Raw genomic sequence first — 18,161 nt, 5'->3', positions numbered from 1 at the left:
CTGAATCCGTGCCGCATTGTGTGAGCGCCGTCACGGCCAGAGATAACTGCACATTTCAATAGTAAGTTGTTTATTATCAGTGTATTAGCTTAATTATCTTCCGGCTGCTATTTCCGTTAATCGATTTTTATTAATCCTGCTCAATTAATCAGTGCATGCTTTTTGCATCTGTATATTTTCAATCTTTCAGATAAAACTCTTTTGTCGAATCTGCGGTTTTAATAATCAGAATTCTCTCACCGTGTCTTAACGTGTGTGTTATATTCGCGGAAATTACCCCTCCGCTTTAACAGGCTCTGATCATGAAGAACTACGACGATCTGCAGCGTTTCCAGGAAAAAACGCAAACGCTGGACATTGCTTTTAAGGATATGTCCGGGCAATCGCTGGAAGCCGATCACAGCCAGTGGGCGATCATCCGTCAGCTGGCGACGGATGATGAGCCGGAGCTGGGTAGCGGCCAGCGCGTCGATCTGCCGCAGCCGCAGCCAATTCGCGGCGATGAGTTTGTCGCGCCGCCGCAGGCTCTTAATCCGGCGTCCGTCGCTCGCAGTGAAAAGGCATCGCTGCTGCAGAGCCTCGCCGCCAGCGCGCCGGCACCCGACACAGAAACACCGCGCAGCGCGCTGTTTCCACCGGCAAGCAGCGCGCCCACTGCCGCGTCCGTGTCGTCGCTGGCACCGGCAGCCACGCACGTAGCACGTCAGGTGGCCACTTCACTGTTCCCACCGCCGCCGGTCAGCGCGCCGGTCGCTGAACAGGCGGTCGCCCCTGCTGCCGCAGCACCGGCCACTGCGCCCGCCGTGGTGCAGCCGGAGCCTGCTACGCCCTCGCGCTTTGGCGCACTGTTCCGCTCGCGTGCGGCGGAACCGGTTCATTTATCTAAAGAAACACTGCTCAAACCGTTACTGGAGAAGATCGCGCTATGCCATTAGTTTGTGTGTGCTCGCCAAAAGGGGGAGTAGGAAAAACCACCATGGCGGCCAACCTGGCCTGGAGTCTGGCGCGTGCCGGCAGCAAAGTGCTGGCGATCGATTTTGACGTACAAAATGCGCTGCGCCTGCATTTTGGCGTACCGCTGCACGACAGCCGCGGCTTTGTGGCGCGCTCGGAAGAGCAGGCTGACTGGAGTCAGTCGATCCTTACCACCGGCAGCAACATCTTTGTCATGCCTTACGGTGAGGTGACTGAAGCGCAGCGTGAGCGCTTCGAACACAACCTGGCGCACGATGCCCATTTCTTAAAACGCGGTCTGGATACCGTCCTGAATTATCCGGGTCTGGTGATTATTGCGGATTTTCCGCCGGGACCCGGTCCGGCGCTGAAAGCCATGCAGGAGCTGGCCGATATGCATTTAGTGGTGATGCTGGCGGATACCGCCTCGGTGGCGCTGCTGCCGCAAATTGAAAACCATCGCATGATTGGCCAGCCATTAAATAATCAGCACGGTCATTATTTCGTGCTCAACCAAAGTGATAATCGCCGGAATATCAGCCGTGAAGTAACCGCATTTATGCAGCAACGGCTGGGCGATAATTTACTTGGCGTGGTGCACCGCGATGAAAGCGTGGCTGAGGCCAATGCCTCGCAGCAGTCAATCTATGATTTCAGCCCGGCTTCGGCAGCGGCGTTTGATATTGAACTGGTGGCAAAACGGGTGGCGAATATCCTGAATATCAACGTAGGCAACGGCGAAGTTCAGGCACCGATCCGCAGTCATTATTAACAAGCCCGGCCGCCAGCGGCCTGGTTCAAATAATAACAACACAGCTTCTTCAGGGTGAATCATGAGTAAACTCGGGTTTTACCTGCTGCTGCTGGTGCTTGCACCGGTCGCTGCGGTAATCGTCATCACGCCTATGGACAGCCAGAAACAGTATATTTTTGGTTTGATCAGTATTGGCATGATGTTTTTACTGGGCTTCAGTAAAAGCCGTAAAATAACCATTGTGATGGTTTTTCTTTCCGCGCTGATGTCGACCCGATATATCTGGTGGCGCACCACGGAGACGCTGCAGTTTAATTCCGAGATTGAAGCGATTCTCGGTATCGGCTTATATCTGGCCGAGCTGTACGTGTGGCTGATCTTAATTCTCGGCTTCCTGCAAACCAGCTGGCCATTAAAACGCACCATCGAACCGCTGCCGGATGATACCCGCTTGTGGCCGACGGTCGATGTCTACGTGCCGACCTATAACGAAAGCCTCGACGTGGTGCGGGATACCGTGCTGGCGGCGCAGTGTATCGACTACCCGCGCGATAAGATCAAAGTTTACCTGCTGGATGACGGCAAACGCAGCGAGTTCGCGGTATTTGCCGCCGACGTTGGCGTCGGCTATATCACGCGTGACGATAACCGCCACGCCAAAGCCGGCAACCTCAATCACGCCATGAAAATCACCAAAGGCGAGCTGATTTGCGTGTTTGACTGCGACCACGTGGCAACGCGCACGTTCCTGCAGGCCACCGTCGGTCCGTTCCTGAAAGATCCGAAGCTGGCGCTGCTGCAGACGCCGCACTACTTTTATTCGCCGGATCCGTTCGAACGTAACCTGCGCGCCGCGCGCAGCATCCCGAATGAGGGCTCGCTGTTTTACGGCCCGGTGCAGCAGGGCAACGACAACTGGAACGCCACGTTCTTCTGCGGCTCCTGTGCGGTGATTCGCCGCAGCGCGCTGGAACAGATTGGCGGCTTCGCGGTGGAAACCGTCACCGAGGACGCGCATACCGCGCTGAAAATGCAGCGTCTCGGCTGGGGTTCGGCGTTTCTGGCAATTCCGCTGGCGGCGGGACTGGCGACCGAACGTCTGGGTCTGCACGTGATTCAGCGTACCCGCTGGGCGCGCGGCATGACGCAGATTTTCCGCGTCGACAATCCGCTGCTGGGCCGTGGGCTCAAATGGCAGCAGCGGCTGTGCTACCTCAACGCTATGCTGCACTTCCAGTTTGGCCTGCCGCGCGTGGCGTTCCTCACTGCGCCGCTGGCTTACCTGCTGTTTAACCTGAATATTATCCACTCGTCGGCGTCACTCATCTTCGCTTACGTGCTACCGCATCTGGTGATGTCGCTGTACGTCAACTCGCGCATGAACGGCAAATTCCGCTACACCTTCTGGGGTGAAATCTACGAAACCGTGATGTGCTTCCACCTGGTGATTCCGACGCTGCTGACCCTGCTGTCGCCAAAGCACGGCAAATTCAACGTGACGGATAAAGGTGGCCTGCTGGACCAGGGCTTCTTTGACTTCCACATCGTGCGGCCTCACGTCATCGTTGCCGCGCTGCTGTCGATTGGCATCGTGGCCGGCGTGGTGCGCGCCGTGGCGCATGATTACTTCGGGGTGGACCCGTATGTGATTGCGCTCAACGTCGGCTGGGCGGTGTTCAGCCTGATCATCCTGATGGCAGCGATTGCCGTGGCGCGTGAAACCAAACAGGTGCGTAAAACCATTCGTATCGAGGTGCAGATCCCGGCGGTGATTCACTATGCCAGCGGCATCTCTTCGCGCACGCAAACCAGCGATCTGTCGATGGGCGGCGCGCAGTTGGATGCGCCGGACAACCGGCATGAGCACGATGAAATCGAAGAGATCGATCTGCTGCTGAAATCGGGTGCCATCACCATTCCGGTGAGCAAGATCTCCGGTGATGAGGAGACCATTCGCCTGCGCTTTGGCGCGATGCCGCTGGCGCGCCGCCGTGAACTGGTGCGCGTGGTGCTGGCGCGGGCCGATGCGTGGATCCAGCCGGAATATAAGCAGGACAATCCGCTGGTGTCGCTCGGCACCATCATCCGTACCGTCTTTGAGCTGTTCTGGCTGAGCTGGAAAGATCGCCGTGAGGCGCGCAAGCGTGATGGCCAGGCAACGGCCAAAGAGGACAGCGCAGCATGAAAACATTGACGTACACGCTGCTGGCCAGCGCGCTGACCACCACGCTGCTGCTCGCCCCTGCCTGGGCAGAGACGCCGGCGGTAACCCAGGACAGCGCCGCGCTCTCTGACGTACCGCCGCCGCAGGGGCTGGATGGCAGTGCCGATCCGCAGCTGAAGCAGGCCGCGGGCGACGCGCCGTACACGCCGGGCGATGCAGCGCCGCTGCAGGAAAATACAGCACCCGCACAGTCGGCAGAGTCAGCACCGCCGGCAGAGGCAGCAACGCCAGCAGCATCGGCTGCGCCTGACATCGTCATACCGCCGGTGGCTGCGGAGGCACCGGCTGCCGCTGATCCCGCTGGCGCGCTGTTAAACCAGCCGGTGAGCAGCACCATTTCGGTGGCGCAGATGGGGCAGCCGCGCGGCATCACCCTGACCGGCGGCCAGCTGCAGTCCGGTATTCTGTTTACCCTGCCGGGCGATGAGGTGATCACTAATGCGCGGCTCAACCTGTCGCTGCGCGTCTCTGCCGCGCTGGCGGCGCGCAACACGTCGCTGCAGCTGATGCTCAACGGCCAGCCGCTCGGCACCCTGCCGCTGGGTGCCAGCGACAGCGATGTCAGCGACTATCAGCTGGATATTCCGGCGGCGATGGTGGTTTCCAGTAATAACCTCAGCTTTAAAATCAACGATGCCGACAAGCTGCTGTGCGAAAAAGAGAGCGCGCAGCAGTATCAGGTCACCATTCTGCCGAAAACCACGCTCAGCCTTGAAGGCCAGCAGCTCAACATCGGCACCAGCCTGCGCAACTTCCCGCGTCCGTTTATTGATGTGCAGCGCATGACGCCCGCCAGCGTGACCTTTGGTTTTGCCGCTAACGTTTCGCCGGATAGCGTCAGCGCCGCCGCGCTGGTGGCTTCCTGGCTCGGCATTCAGTCGGATTACCGTGGCATCCGTTTCCCGGTGGTGCGCGGCGATCTGCCCGAGCACAACGGTATCCTGATCGGCCATCCGGGTGACAAAATCGGCAGCGTGACGCTGCCTGCGGCGAAGGGTCCGCTGCTGCAGGTGATCGATAACCCTAACAATCCGGTGTACAAACTGTTGCTGGTGGTCGGTGCGGATGATGCCCAGCTGCGTCAGGCGGCCAACCGCCTGACCACGCAGCCGCTGGCCACCGATGCCAGCAGCCTGAACGTACCGCCGCAGCCGATTGGCACGCGCAAACCGTACGACGCACCGCGCTGGATCAACACCAGCCGCCCGGTGCGTCTCAGCGAGCTGCTGCGTAAAGATCAGAGCCTGACCACCACCGGTATCTGGCACGATGCGCTGCGGGTTAACTTCCGCGCGGCGCCGGATCTGTTCCTGTGGGACGGCGACGCGATTCCGGTCAATCTGCACTACCGTTTCCCGTCCGAAAGCTGGATCGATGAAAACAATTCGTTCCTCAACGTCACGCTGAACGGCACTTTCCTGCGCAACCTGACGGTGAATAAAGTCGGGCTGCTGGAGAGCGCCTGGCACCGGCTGGGCGGCGATGCACGCCAGGAGCAGTACACGCTGAAGCTGGAGCCATACCTGATTTACGGCGACAACCAGCTGGCGCTCTACTTCAACATCAAGCCAAAGGCGGATGCGCCGTGCGGCGTGCTGCTCAACAACAACATCAAGAGCCGTATCGAAGAGGATTCGTGGATCGATCTGAGCCACACGCGTCACTTCACCATGCTGCCGAACCTGTCGTACTTCGTCGGTGCTTCGTTCCCGTTCTCGCGGCTGGCGGATTTTTCGCAAACCACGCTGCTGCTGCCGGAGGCGCCGGGTGATGCCGAGATCGCCACGCTGCTGGACATGGCCGCGCGCGCCGGTAACGCCACCGGCGTGCCGCTGGTACAGAACCAGGTATTGTTCGGCCTGCCGAATGGCGGCACCAATCTGACGCGCCTGCAGCACAGCGATGTACTGGCGGTGAGCACCATGCAGCACAGCGCCTTCACGCAGCAGATGCTGGCCGGCACCGCTTACCAGACCAGCGGCAACACGCTGGGCGTTAAAGAGCCGACCACCGTCGATAAGCTGCGCGGCTGGCTGACCGGTGACTGGTCTCGCCAGCAGCTGGATGCCGATCGCTACTTCTCCTCAAATGAAGCGTGGCGCGGCTTTGTCAGCTATCGCTCACCGTGGAGCGCCGATCGTCTGGTGGTGATGACGGTCGCCACCAGCGATCAGCAGCTGCTGCGTTTGCACGATGATTTGAATTCGGCGCGCATCAACGCCGGCATCCGCGGTGATACCGCCATCATCACCGATGAGAACGGTATCCGCAGCTTCCGCGTCGGGCCGCAGTTCCCGAGCGGTGAAATGCCGTGGTACATGATGGTGGTGTGGTATGCCAACCAGCACTCGGTACTGATGGCGCTGGCGGCGCTGCTGCTGTCGGCGCTGATCGGCAGTGCGGCCTGGGTGATGCTGAAGCGCCACGCGTGGCGCCGTCTCCACCCGCAAGACGATAGCCACTCCGGCCGGAAGTAAGGATAAAAATAATGAAAAAACAGCTGATAAGTGCCGGTATTCGTCAGGCGTTGCTGCTGGGCGGCGCGCTGGCCTTCTCACAGCCGCTGCTGGCGGCGGAGAGCACCAATCCGGCGTTACAGGCACTGTTCGACCAGGCGGCCTACTGGCATCAGAAAGCGCATGACGATCTGGCGAAAGCCTCGCTGCAAAAAATCCTGATGGTGGAGCCGAACAATACCCAGGCGCTGTATCTGCTGGCGCTCTATTCACAGCAAAGCGGCAGCGCGGCCGATGCGGCACAGTGGCGCGCCCGCCTGAGTGCGGTATCGCCCAACGATCCGCATCTGACGGAGCTGGACAACGCCCGGCAGCTGCAGAGCATTCCGCAGGCGCAGCTGTCGCTGGCGCGTCAGCAGGCGCGCAGCGGTAACATCGCCGCCGCGCTGCAAACCTGGCGCAACACCTTCAGCGGCAACGAGCCGCCACCCAGCGTGGCGGCAGAATATTATCTGACCATGGCCGGCGACCGCACGCTGCTGCCCCAGGCGGTGGAGGCGCTGCGGCAGTTTGCCGCTGATCATCCACAGGATACCGGCGCTCAGCTGGCGCTGGGCAAAGCGCTGACCTATCAGGAAGCGACGCGCCGCCAGGGCATTGATGTGCTGGCCAGCATGGCGGACGGTAATAAAGAGGCCGATCGCTCGCTGCGTCAGGCGCTGCTGTGGCTGGCGCCGCAGGCGTCGGACGCCGCGCTGTATCAGACCTGGCAGCAGCGCCATCCGCAGGACAGTGCAGTGGTGGATTACTACCGCAAAAACGTCGGTGGCGCGGAGAAGGGCGCGGGCTTTAGCGCGCTGAACAGCGGCGACGTCAGCGGTGCGCAGAACAACTTTGAAAAAGTGCTGCAGGCCAACCCGCAGGACGCCGATGCGCTGGCCGGTATGGGCTACGTGGCGCAGCGCGCCGGACGCTACGCCGAAGCCGCCGATTATCTGACGCGCGCCGCACAGCTGGGCGGCGATCAGAGCCAGCAGCGTCAGCAGCAGGCGGCCGACGCCCGCTTTTACGCGCAGCTGGCGAATGCCCAGCAGGCGCTGAAAAACGGTGACAGCGCGCAGGCGCTGGCGCTGAGTGAGCCGCTGACGCAGGCCGAGGGCGAAAAAGGTATATCGGCGAAGCTGTTCCGCGCTGATGTGCTGCGCCGCAGCAATCAGCTGCAGCAGGCGGAGCAAACCTACCGGGCTATTCTGCAGAGCGATGCCGATAACCGCAGCGCCAAAGAGGGGCTGTTTTACGTGCTGCGCCAGCAAAACCGCAGCGCCGAAGCCAATACCCTGCTGGCATCATTGCCCGACAGCGTGCGCCAGAGCGTGGCACCGCGCGGTAACAGCAGCGATCCGCTGCGTGCGCAGGCAAAACGCGAGCTGGCGGCAGGCAATCGCAGTGCTGCCATCGCCACGCTGAACAGCGCCATTCAGCGCTATCCCAGCGACGGCTGGCTGCGACTCGATCTGGCGCGCATCTACCGCGCGCAGGGCGATAATTTACTGGCCGCCAACGTCATGCAGCCGACCCTGCGCAGCGGTGCCAGCACCAGCGAGCTGTATGCCGGTGCGCTCAACGCCAGCGAGAGCGGTGCCTGGCAGCAGGCCAGCCAGCTGCTGGCGCGCATTCCCAACGGCAGCAAGAACAGCGAGATGCGCGAACTGGCGCAGCGCGTGAATTTCAATCTGCAAATGGCCACCGCCGATCGCTATCTGGCGCAGGGCTCTGACGCGGCGGCGGCCAATACGCTGCGCGCGCTGGCCGCCACGCCGCCAGCCAATCCGGTCGATGCCGGTAATCTGGCGCAGAAACTGGCCAAAGCCGGCGATCTCACCACGGCGGTGACGGTGGTGCGCGGCAACATGCAGCGCGGCGTGCAGGGCAACGCCGGTGATTACGCCGCGCAGGTGGCGGTACTGAATCAGGCGGGACTGACGACCGAAGCGCAGAGCTTCCTCAGCAGTCCGGAGCTGCAGGCGCGCAGTACGCCCACGCAGCTGGCCGGCATCCGCAACGGTTATGTCATCAATGAAGTCGATCGCCTGCGCGAGCAGAAGCAGTACGCCGCCGCCTATGACAAGCTGGTGGGTGCGCTGCAGCACGATCCGCAGAACCGCGATCTGATGTTTGCCATGGCGCGTCTGTATCAGTCCGGCAAGATGAACAAAGAAGCGGGCGTGGTGTATGACTATCTGCTGACGCAGGATACGCCCACTCAGGATGCGCGCACCGGTGCTATTGATGTGGCGCTGGCGCAAAACGACGTCGACAAAGCGAACACCTTAACCCGCGGCCTGCGCAATGAGCAGACGCCGGATCGCCTGTTACTGCTGGCACGCGTGGCGGAATCCAACGGCGAGCACAGCCAGGCGATGAGCTACCTGCGCAGCGCGCGCGGTCAGCTAATTGGTCTGCAGGGCGCACAGAGCGGCAGCGTGCCGACCGTCGGCGGCCTGGCGCTGGCGGACAATCCGTTTATCAACCGCAGCACCTCGCCGGTGTCCGGTTCGCCTTCCAGCTATGGCACAGTGATGCCGTGGCAAACGGCGCCGGCCACCAGCAGCAGTGCGCAGGATGTCACGCTGGCGAGCACCACGCCGGCGGTCCGGCAGAGCCAGACGCTGCGCCAGATTGACGAGATGATGGACAATCTGCAGGAGAAAACCGGCACCTGGGTGCAGGGACAGATGCAGGTGCGCGGACGCGACGGCGAATCGGGGCTCAGCAAGCTGACCGAAGCCAAAGCGCCGCTGACCTTCTCGACCGTGCCGTTCGGCGAGTCGCGCTTCGACTTTACTATGACGCCGGTGTCGCTCACCGCTGGCAGTGCGGCCGGTGATGCGTGGCGTCGCTTCGGCAGCAACGCGCTGGTGCAGGGCAATGTGGTGGCATCCGGCGCGGCCAAAATAGACGACACGCCGTCTTCGTCGACCGATTCGCAAAAGGCCACCGGCGTGGAACTGAATATGGCGCTGAAGGGCGACAGCTACAAAATCGACCTCGGCAGCACGCCGCTCGGCCAGGATCTCAGTACGCTGGTGGGCGGCGTGCAGTGGTCGCCGAAGCTGACCGATTTCCTGACGCTGATCCTCACCGGTGAACGCCGCGCCATGACCGACAGCCTGCTGTCGTACGTTGGCGTGGAGGACAAGACCAGCGGCAAGCGCTGGGGGCGCGTCACCAAAAACGGCGGCAACGCCATGCTGAGCTTCGATAACGGCGACGCGGGTTTCTACGTCGGCGGCGGCGCTTACAGCTATCTGGGCGAGAACGTGGCGAGCAACAACAGCGTGCAGGCCACGGCGGGCGCTTACGTGCGGCCTTACCACTACGACGACCGCGAGCTGAAGGTCGGCATGAGCCTGTCGTGGATGGATTTCTCCAAAAACCTGAGTTACTTCAGCTACGGTCAGGGCGGCTATTTCAGTCCGCAGAATTATGCCGCGGTGTCGTTCCCTGTCGACTTCAGCCGCAAGTTTGATGATCTGAAAGTCAACGTTGGCGGTTCGGTCGGCTATCAGTCGTACAGCCAGGACAAGAGCGCGTATTTCCCCAACGATCCGTCGCTGCAGTCCCAGCTGCAAAGCCTCGCCGATCAGGGCTTTGTCAAAAGCGCCTACTACAGCGGTGAGAGCAAAAACGGCATCGGCTATAACCTGCACGCCGGTGCCGATTATAAGATTAATAAAGACGTCACCATCGGCGGCCAGCTCGGCTATGACACCTTTGGCGATTACAACGAAAGCACAGCCAATCTGTACTTCCGTTATCTGTTTGGAGACAACTAATGAGTGAGCAACCGGGCGCACGCATCAGCCATCCGTATCAGCCGGGCTGGTTTGATCTGGTCAGCGTGATGATTGAGAGCATGCTGGACAACGCTGGCGCGGAGGCGGAAGCCTTCCTCAACGGCGTGGGCGAATTGCTGGCAACGCGCTATCCTTTGCCGGAGGCGCGTACGGTGCAGGATCTGGAGCGCGAAATTAATCTCCAGCTGGCGCGCTTTAACTGGGGCTTTGTTCAGCTACAGCCGCAGCAGAACGCGATTATGCTTGAGCACCATGCCCTGCCGCAGGGTGACAGCCAGCTTGATGCAGAACGCTGGCAGCTGGCGCTGAGCGCAGTGCTGGCCGGCGTGTACGCGCAGTGGTTACGTGCGCAGGGTGGTAGCGCGGCGGTACCGCTGACGCTGGAAAAAATCGACGGCGGCACGCTGCATTATCGATACCAATAGGAAGCTGTGATGAGAGTGATGCGGTTCTGGCGTCAGTGGATGCTGTGTTTCATGGTGATATTTTTCAGTGCTCAGGCGGCCGCCGATGGCTGGAGCAGTTACAAAAGCCGCTTTATGAGCAGCGACGGCCGCATCAGCGATACGGCCAACAACAACGTCAGCCACACCGAAGGCCAGGGCTACGGCATGCTGCTGGCGGTGGCGTATAACGATCGCGCCACCTTTGATTTGCTGTGGCAGTGGACGCGTACCCATCTGCGCAATCCGCAGAATGACCTGTTCTACTGGCGCTATACGCCGGGCGCAGCCGATCCCATCGCCGATAAAAATGATGCTTCGGACGGGGATGTGCTGATCGCCTGGGCGCTGCAGCGCGCGGCGCAGAAGTGGGGCGGTGATTATCAGCAGGCGTCGGATCGCATTCAGCGCGCGGTCATCAAGCTAACGGTGATCGACTACGCCGGCCGCAAGGTCATGCTGCCGGGCGCGCAGGGCTTCAATAAAACCAGCTATGTGGTGCTTAACCCTTCCTATTTCCTGTTCGCCGCATGGCAGGAGTTTGCGCAGCACAGCCATCTGCGCGTGTGGAACACGCTGATTGATGATGGCCTTGCGCTGCTGGGCGACATGCAGTTTGGCAAAACCGGCCTGCCGCTGGACTGGGTGGCGCTGAACGCCGATGGCTCTGTCGCGCCGGCGGTCGGCTATTCCAACCGCTTCAGCTATGACGCGATTCGTATTCCGCTGAATATCTGGTGGTACGATCCGCAAAGCCTGCGGCTGGTGCCATTCCAGCGCGTCTGGCAGGGCTACGCGCGCGACACCACGCCAGCGTGGTTTGATGTGCTGGCCAATACCCCGGCACCTTACAATATGGAAGGTGGCCTGACCGCGGTGCGCGACCTGACGCTCAACCAAACCGGCTACCTCAGCGACCGCCTGGCGCCGGAGCAAAACTATTTCTCCGCCAGCCTGCAACTGCTGACCTGGCTGGCTTATCAGGAGAAGCGATAGCCTCTCTGTGCCGGACGGAATCAACCTTCCGTCCGGCCGATCACCATCAGGCCCGCCCGCCTGGCTTCAAACCGCTGTTCCAGCGTTTCACTCGATTCCAGACCTGTCTGTATTTCATTTCATTCCTGTACTGACCGCGCAGCTATTGCGCCCGATCAACACCATCAGCGCGTACTACACGCAATTTGTCATGCTAAAATGTATAGACAAAAGTGTATGATAAATGCAAACGGAACCGGAGTTTGAGTGGGATACCACCAAGGCGGAAACAAATTTCCGCAAGCATGGTATCCGCTTTGAAGTTGCAGCCCGCGTGTTTGAGGATCCTTTCCACCTGTCGGTGCAGGATCGTTATGAAAATGGGGAATATCGCTGGCAAACCATTGGTAATGTTATGGGGCATGTGGTCATTCTGGTGGCCCATACGGTGCGCTTCGAAACAGATGTTGAGCGAATAAGGATTATCAGCGCACGCCATGCAACGCGTATTGAGAGGAGGCGCTATGAGCAAAGTCAGGTTTAAACGCAGTGAATTACCGCCGCTCACCGATAAGCAACAGGCGGAGCTGGATGCTTTGAGCCGGAAACAGGACAGCGACATCCAGTGTGATGATATTGCGCCGTTAGACGACAGTTTCTGGCAGGCTGCCGAACGGGGGCGTTTTTACCGCCCGGTAAAAACCCAGGCTTCGATCAGAATCGATGCGGATATTCTTGAGTGGTTAAAGGCGCCTGGCAAAGGTTACCAGACGCGCCTCAACGCGATCCTGCGAGCCGCGATGCTAAGAGAACTGCAGGGTAAATAGTGTGCTTATTTAAAATCCGCATACGGTTCCAGTGGCTGTGGTGGCATATCCATGTCGCCGTTCCAGCCGGCCATTGAGTAGCGCACATACAGCAGCCCGTGGCTTGGGGTGTAATCTTTCGCCTGCTGAATGTCCATGGCCAAACCCAGCGACCAGTGCGGCGTGATGCGCCGCTCTATCAACGCCTGCACGGTATAGCCGAAACCGCGTCCGGAACTGCTGTCCGATGACGGATTGCTGGCCAGCGTAAAGCCTGGATTCACCGGGTAGCGCGCCTGAGCGTCGGTGGTTGACTGTGACCACGACACCGAACCGCCGAGTTCATACGACCAGTTTTCCGTGCGCTGACGCCAGGTCAGCGGCACCGCCAGTGAGAAGTAGCGCTGCGGGCTGTAATAGCCGCCCTGGCCAAAGGTGTAGTCGCTCAAATCTTTCTGATAGTGCCACAGCATACTGTTCAGGCCGATGGTGGCGCGCTGGTTGTCGCTATTGATCAGCTTGTAGTAATAGCCTGCCATCAGCCGTTCGCGGCTGTTGTCCGCCACGTTTTCACCGCTGATTTGATGGGCGCTGAGATCGGCCCACACCCCGTGCGCGCCGCCCCGATCGTAGCTCAGGCCGATGCCGCCGCCGGTCGCGACGACGCCGCCCCAGTTTTTGCCGCCGTTAGTGGCCGGATCGCGCGCGCCGGCGTAAGCCAGCAGCGAACTGGAGATCGGGCGACGTGAAGCGGTAAAAGTCACCCCGAGATCGTCGATGTCAGTTTTCCAGCTTACGCCGCCGACCCAGTTAGTGACGGTAAAACCGAGCGGCGTGGTGCCGATATCGGCTGACCAGCGATCGTTGTGCCAGCCGACGCCCAGCGCGGTGCCTTCGTCCCGCTGGGTGAAATCGCGCCGGCAGCCCCCGGCGTTGGCGTCGTTACAGCTGCCGAACTGTTCACTGTGGCTGCCATCAGTGGTGGAAAACGTACCGGCAGACACCTGTACGTGATCGACGCGCACAAAGCTGCGGCCATCGGCTAGCGGGGTTTCCGCCTGCAGCATGGTGGTATGAGCGGTAAAGTCAGAGGTGCCACCGTTGCCCTTATCGCGCGAGTAGTCCTGTTCCAGCGTCACGGTGGTGTCCTGCTGGCGATACAGGTCAGCGGCGTCGCTGCGGATGCTGCGCTTCAGCCAGTCGTCCTGGGCCTGCGTGCGCGTCAGCCGGGTATAGCGGGCGTTATCGTCTGGCAGCGCAGGGGTGATGCCGCTGGCGACCATCGCCGCGCGGTAATCCTGCTGTGCCAGCGCGGGCTGGCGCTGCTGTCTCTCCAGCCGCGCGGCATCACGCAGCACCAGCGCTTTTTCCTGTGACGGCGCGACAGCGGCGGCGCGGGTTTTCAGCGCGCTGAACAGCTGCTGCGCTTTGAGGAGATCGCCGCTGTTTTGCCAGGCGAGTGCCACGCGCCGGCCGCTGTTCAGGCTCTGCTGCGCCACGCTGTCCGGCAGGCTGTGCAGCGCTGCGCGCGCTTCGGTGGTGCGCTGCAGCGCCAGCAGCGCCTCGATGCGGCCGAGCGCGGCATCGTTGTTGCTGGCGTCCTGCTGCAGCACCTGCTGATAACCGGCCAGCGCTGTTGTGGCATCGCCCCGCTCCAGCGCCCAGTCGGCCAGCGTAATGTCGCGGCGCGGCGAGGCCGGCTGCTGTTGCAGCAAGCGGATGGCGGCGGCTTCATCACCGCGGGCGCGTAGCTCCCCGGCACGCCCGAACGCCTGGTTTTGCGCCAGGCGATCCGCCAGTTCATGCATGTTGCTGTCCCAGCGGGCGGTGGGTAAACGGTGCAGCGTGGCCAGCGCGGCGGCATCGTCGTCGCCGGATGACTGCCACAGTGCCGTGGCATACAGCGCGGCTGGCTGCTGCGGCTGCTGGCGCACCATCGCGGCCATTACCGCCGCGCCTGCCTGGTTGTCACCGCTGCTGCGTAGCGCATTGGCCAGCCGCCAGGCCAGCCAGACATCATCCGGTCGCGCCTGAGCCGCCTCACGGTATTTCGCTACCGCCTGCGGCCATTGCTGCTGCTGCGCCAGCGCGTCTGCGTCGGCCAGCAGGCTCTCAATACGTAAATTGCTCAGGCGCTGCTGCGCCGTGCCGTTACTGCGGTCAAGGCGCAGCGCCTGCTGCCAGTACTGCCGGGCTAACGCGCTGTTTTTACGCGCCTGCGCCACATCACCGAGGCCGATGAGCGCCCAGCTATCATTACTGTCGATGGCCTGCGCGCTGCGGTACTGCCGCTCAGCGCCGGATAAATCCCCCTGCTTCAGCGCCGCGTCGCCGCTGTCGATAGCCAGCCAGTAACGATTGGTCTGTAACAGGGACTGCCACTTGCCGATTTGCGTGCTGGCCTGGCCCGCCTGAATCGCTTTCTGTAGCCAGCTGATGGCGGCGGCGCGGTGACCGGCACGCGCCTGTGCCTGGCCCATAGCACCGAGCAGTTCGGCGTCGTCCGGATTGGCCTTCAGCGCCGCCTGTAATGCGCCGATTGCCGCCGCGCCGCCGCCAGCTTCGACCAGCGCCAGGCCGCGCATGCGCTGGCGGAAGGCCGGATCGGCCAGCATTTTTTGCTGACGCGCCAGCTCATCCGCTCCGCGCTGTTGCGCATCGCCGCTGGTGAACACCTGCAGATACTGCTGCAGGCTGGCAACGCTGCGCTCGCTCACCGGCTGGTTCTGGATCTGCTGCAGCCACAGTTCGGACGCGGCATCGCGGCCGCCGTCGCGGTTGGCCAGCTGACGCAGCTGGGTCACCGCCTGATCCGGCTGATTATTATCAAACGCCATGCGCGCCAGCTGTAGCTCGACGCCGATATTGCCCGGATAACGCTGTTCCAGCGCCTGCAACTGACGCCAGGCGAGCGGCTGCTGGCCCGGCAGGCGCGCCACCAGTCGCCAGTACTCCAGTTCGGTGTTTACATCGGGAAAGACGCCGTGAAATAGCGCATCCCACGCTGCTTTGGCCTCCGGCAGCCGTCCGGCGGTGGCCAGCAGCCGCGCCTGCTGCAGCTGCTGACGTCCTTCGGGGCTCATCAGGCGCAAACCTGCCGCAGATTCGCGTGTGGCGGCGTCATCCGGCGCAGCCTTTTGCAGCGCATCGAACAGCTGCTGCGCTTTGGCCTGATCGCCCTGACGCAGCGCCATACGAATGCGTGCCGCCAGCACCTGCGGGTTATCCGGATCGATTTTTTCCAGCCGGTACAGCGACTGCTGCACCAAATCGTATTTGTTGGTGGATTCGCCGGTACGAATCTGCATCAGCAGCCACGCTACCGGCGCCACCTGCGGACCGGGCGCGGCCGCCACGCTGCCGGCCAGCGCACTGGCGATCAGCAGCGCAAGCGGTAACTTATTCATCGTCATCCAGCTCAGCCAGGCGACGACGGCTCACCATGCGCATCAGGCGCCAGGCCATCAGGGCGAACAGGATCACCACCAGCACGGCACACATGGCCAGCCATACCGGATGGGTGGCCAGCAGATTCCACAGCCGCTCCCACCACGGCAGATGCCCGACGAAGTAGGTATCGCCCACGCGCACGCTGTTGACGCCGGACTCCCGGACGATGCTGACAGAACCGAACATCGCCGCGCGTTTGCCGCTGTCGCGCAGCGCTGCATTCAGCAAATCCCAGCCGCGCGGGCTGTCAGCCAGCAGCGCCACCACGCTGCGCTGATCGTGGAACGGCGACTGGAAGCCAACCAGGGCGCCGATCGGACCGCGCGAACTGATGCCGGTCTGGCTTTCGGCAGTGCGCTCGCTGGCTGACAGTGGCACGTTGGGCGCGCTGCCCGGGCGCGATGGCATGTTGAGGGTGCTGCGCGTGCGATCCACCAGCAGATTGATCGCCGTTTCCGCCTGCAGATCCGGCGGAATGCTGCCGATCAGCAGCAGATCGGCATCGTGGTCTTTGGCGTTGCGCCAGTCATCGCTCATCTGCACGCGCAGTGCCGGATAGCCGGTCTGGGCGCCGATCGCCCCCAGCGCGTCAAGCAGCGTACTGACTTCGCCGCTCTCCGGTTTTGCCGGCACCAGCACCAGGGTTTGCGCCAGATCGGCGAAGCGGCTGAACGGGAAGCCAGCGCTGGCAAACGCGCCGAGCGAGGGCATTTCGATGTAGTGACGATAGCCGGAGAAATCGATGCTGGAGCGATCGTCGATCACCGCATGATGCGCGACGGGGGTGACGGTTTCACAGCGGCCATCGGCAGTGCCGCCGATAAAGGTATTGGCGTAGTCAAAATCAAAGCGCAGCTGGTTCACCACACCGAGACGCAGTGCCGGAATGGTCAGCTGACGGCTGTTGTCCTGCAGGCCCTGCATCAGCGGAATGCGCATCAGCTGCTGGCCCGCGCCATCTTTACTGGTCAGCGGATAATCCTGCATGAACTGGTTATTGAGATGCACCGCCAGCCGTGAGCCGTCCTGCTGCACCGGTGAGGTGTAGCGATAGATCAGGTCCATATCAATGCCGCGTGCGCGCACCAGGAACAGATCCGGCGGCAGGTTGAGCGTCAGGCTAATCGGGTTGGGTTGCAGGCCATCAGCCTGCAGCTGGTTCTGATACTGCGTCAGTTCACCAAAGGTGGTGCGGCGATCGGTGCGTACCCAGTTTGGCGCATCGTACGGCTGGCGCGGGGCCAGCAGTTTCACGCTGTCGATGGTGGCGCGCTCGCCGCGCAGTAGCAGTTCACCCTGCGCAATGCCCTCTACTGCGGTGATCAGATCGTTATCGTCGCGGCCGAGAATCAGCAGCATCTTCTGATAGGGATTGTCCGGCTGGCTGACCATTTCCACGGTGGGTTTGTCCACCGGCGGCAGCGTTTGCAGGAAGTCAGGCCGGCGATCGTTGGTGGCGAACACCACCGCATGCTGCCCTTCCGGCAGCTGGTTATACAGCACCGGGAAGGACTGGCCGCGCCATTGCGCCTGGCTACCGAACCACGAGGCCAGCAGGCCTGCCGCACGCTGTTGCTGCACATCCGGCTGGCCGCTGAACACCATCGGCAGCTGCAGCGGCCGGTTGTCGCGCGCGTCAAAGAATGGCTCCGGGAAATGGGAGAGATCATTTTTCAGCGGCAGCTTCTGCAGCGTCAGGTCCAGTTTGCTCGCTTTACCGATATCCAGCCAGATGGTGCTGTTGGCCGGATTTTCACACACGTTGGCGTAATGGCCGACCAGTTCCAGGCGGATGCGGTTGAAGTCGCTAATGTAGCGCGGGTCGATCTCCAGCTGCGTCTGGTTCTCTTTGCCGAGCTGATCGGCGGTGACGGTGACCAGTCCCACCAGTTCATCGTTGAGATACACCTTGAGCTGCGACTGCGTCGGCAGCAGCGCCGGCGAAGGCCGGTAGTTGAGCGTCAGCAGCGCGCGCGTGACCACCTCGTCGCTGCGCACGCCGAACTCAATCTGGCTGGTGGGGACGGTGCCGCGCAGCGTCATGCTACCCGGCGGCGGTGCCACCTGGGTAAACAGCAGCTGGCTATCGCGCAGCGGGGCGCTGGCATCGAGCGGTTGGTTCACGTCGGGCAGCGGCGCAGAGGTTGCCGCAGGCGGTGCATCAGGAAGTGCCGCCTGCGCCAGAGACGCCGTGCCCAGCAGCAGGGCGGTGAACCAACTCAGTTTTCTCGTCATGGTCATA

At 61.8% G+C, this 18,161-nt stretch carries 11 protein-coding genes; 9 read left to right on the top strand and 2 right to left on the bottom strand.

Annotated features, from left to right (window positions below; translation table 11 throughout):
* Nucleotides 1–302 precede the first annotated feature (302 nt).
* The 9 genes from bcsO to AC6I7J_RS18435 all read left to right on the top strand — a co-directional run bounded on the left by bcsO (nucleotide 303) and on the right by AC6I7J_RS18435 (nucleotide 12,490).
* A complete protein-coding gene (gene bcsO / locus AC6I7J_RS18475; protein WP_498006382.1) occupies nucleotides 303–935 on the top strand; it encodes a cellulose biosynthesis protein BcsO in 633 nt (210 codons plus the stop codon).
* The gene (gene bcsQ, locus AC6I7J_RS18470) at nucleotides 926–1,726 is read left to right on the top strand and encodes a cellulose biosynthesis protein BcsQ (RefSeq protein ID WP_349844065.1); all 801 of its coding nucleotides are present in this window, start codon (nucleotides 926–928) and stop codon (nucleotides 1,724–1,726) included. The genes bcsO and bcsQ overlap by 10 nt, the downstream gene beginning before the upstream one ends.
* Nucleotides 1,727–1,787: 61 nt before the next feature.
* Nucleotides 1,788–3,893 carry a UDP-forming cellulose synthase catalytic subunit gene (bcsA, locus tag AC6I7J_RS18465; protein ID WP_021507015.1) on the top strand — a complete coding sequence of 702 codons (2,106 nt, stop codon included), beginning with the start codon at nucleotides 1,788–1,790 and terminating at the stop codon, nucleotides 3,891–3,893.
* Complete coding sequence (gene bcsB, locus AC6I7J_RS18460) at nucleotides 3,890–6,409, top strand: cellulose biosynthesis cyclic di-GMP-binding regulatory protein BcsB (protein WP_166712363.1); 2,520 nt, start codon at nucleotides 3,890–3,892, stop codon at nucleotides 6,407–6,409. Before bcsA ends, bcsB (AC6I7J_RS18460) begins: the two co-directional genes overlap by 4 nt.
* 11 nt (nucleotides 6,410–6,420) lie before the next feature.
* Complete coding sequence (locus tag AC6I7J_RS18455) at nucleotides 6,421–10,224, top strand: cellulose biosynthesis protein BcsC (protein WP_498006379.1); 3,804 nt, start codon at nucleotides 6,421–6,423, stop codon at nucleotides 10,222–10,224.
* On the top strand, nucleotides 10,224–10,670 hold the full coding sequence (gene bcsD, locus AC6I7J_RS18450) for a cellulose biosynthesis protein BcsD (RefSeq protein ID WP_058758083.1): 447 nt from the start codon (nucleotides 10,224–10,226) through the stop codon (nucleotides 10,668–10,670). Before AC6I7J_RS18455 ends, bcsD begins: the two co-directional genes overlap by 1 nt.
* A gap of 9 nt (nucleotides 10,671–10,679) precedes the next feature.
* Nucleotides 10,680–11,684 (top strand): family 8 glycosyl hydrolase, encoded by a 1,005-nt coding sequence (locus AC6I7J_RS18445; protein WP_031279620.1) that lies wholly within the window; start codon nucleotides 10,680–10,682, stop codon nucleotides 11,682–11,684.
* Between the two features lie 223 nt (nucleotides 11,685–11,907).
* Nucleotides 11,908–12,207 carry a BrnT family toxin gene (locus AC6I7J_RS18440; RefSeq protein WP_058771045.1) on the top strand — a complete coding sequence of 100 codons (300 nt, stop codon included), beginning with the start codon at nucleotides 11,908–11,910 and terminating at the stop codon, nucleotides 12,205–12,207.
* Nucleotides 12,188–12,490: a BrnA antitoxin family protein gene (locus tag AC6I7J_RS18435; protein WP_058775497.1), complete on the top strand. Its 303-nt coding sequence runs from the start codon at nucleotides 12,188–12,190 to the stop codon at nucleotides 12,488–12,490. Before AC6I7J_RS18440 ends, AC6I7J_RS18435 begins: the two co-directional genes overlap by 20 nt.
* Before the next feature lie 5 nt (nucleotides 12,491–12,495).
* Here AC6I7J_RS18435 and bcsC read toward each other — a convergent pair whose 3' ends face one another.
* The gene (gene bcsC, locus AC6I7J_RS18430; protein WP_498006376.1) at nucleotides 12,496–15,876 is read right to left on the bottom strand and encodes a cellulose synthase complex outer membrane protein BcsC; all 3,381 of its coding nucleotides are present in this window, start codon (nucleotides 15,874–15,876) and stop codon (nucleotides 12,496–12,498) included.
* Nucleotides 15,869–18,154 (bottom strand): cellulose biosynthesis cyclic di-GMP-binding regulatory protein BcsB, encoded by a 2,286-nt coding sequence (gene bcsB / locus AC6I7J_RS18425; RefSeq protein WP_498006374.1) that lies wholly within the window; start codon nucleotides 18,152–18,154, stop codon nucleotides 15,869–15,871. The genes bcsC and bcsB (AC6I7J_RS18425) overlap by 8 nt, the downstream gene beginning before the upstream one ends.
* Nucleotides 18,155–18,161 lie beyond the last annotated feature (7 nt).

Source organism: Type-C symbiont of Plautia stali, assembly GCF_059730935.1.
The sequence above is the reverse complement of the archived record's forward strand: the minus strand, read 5'-3'. Positions and strand labels throughout refer to the sequence as shown.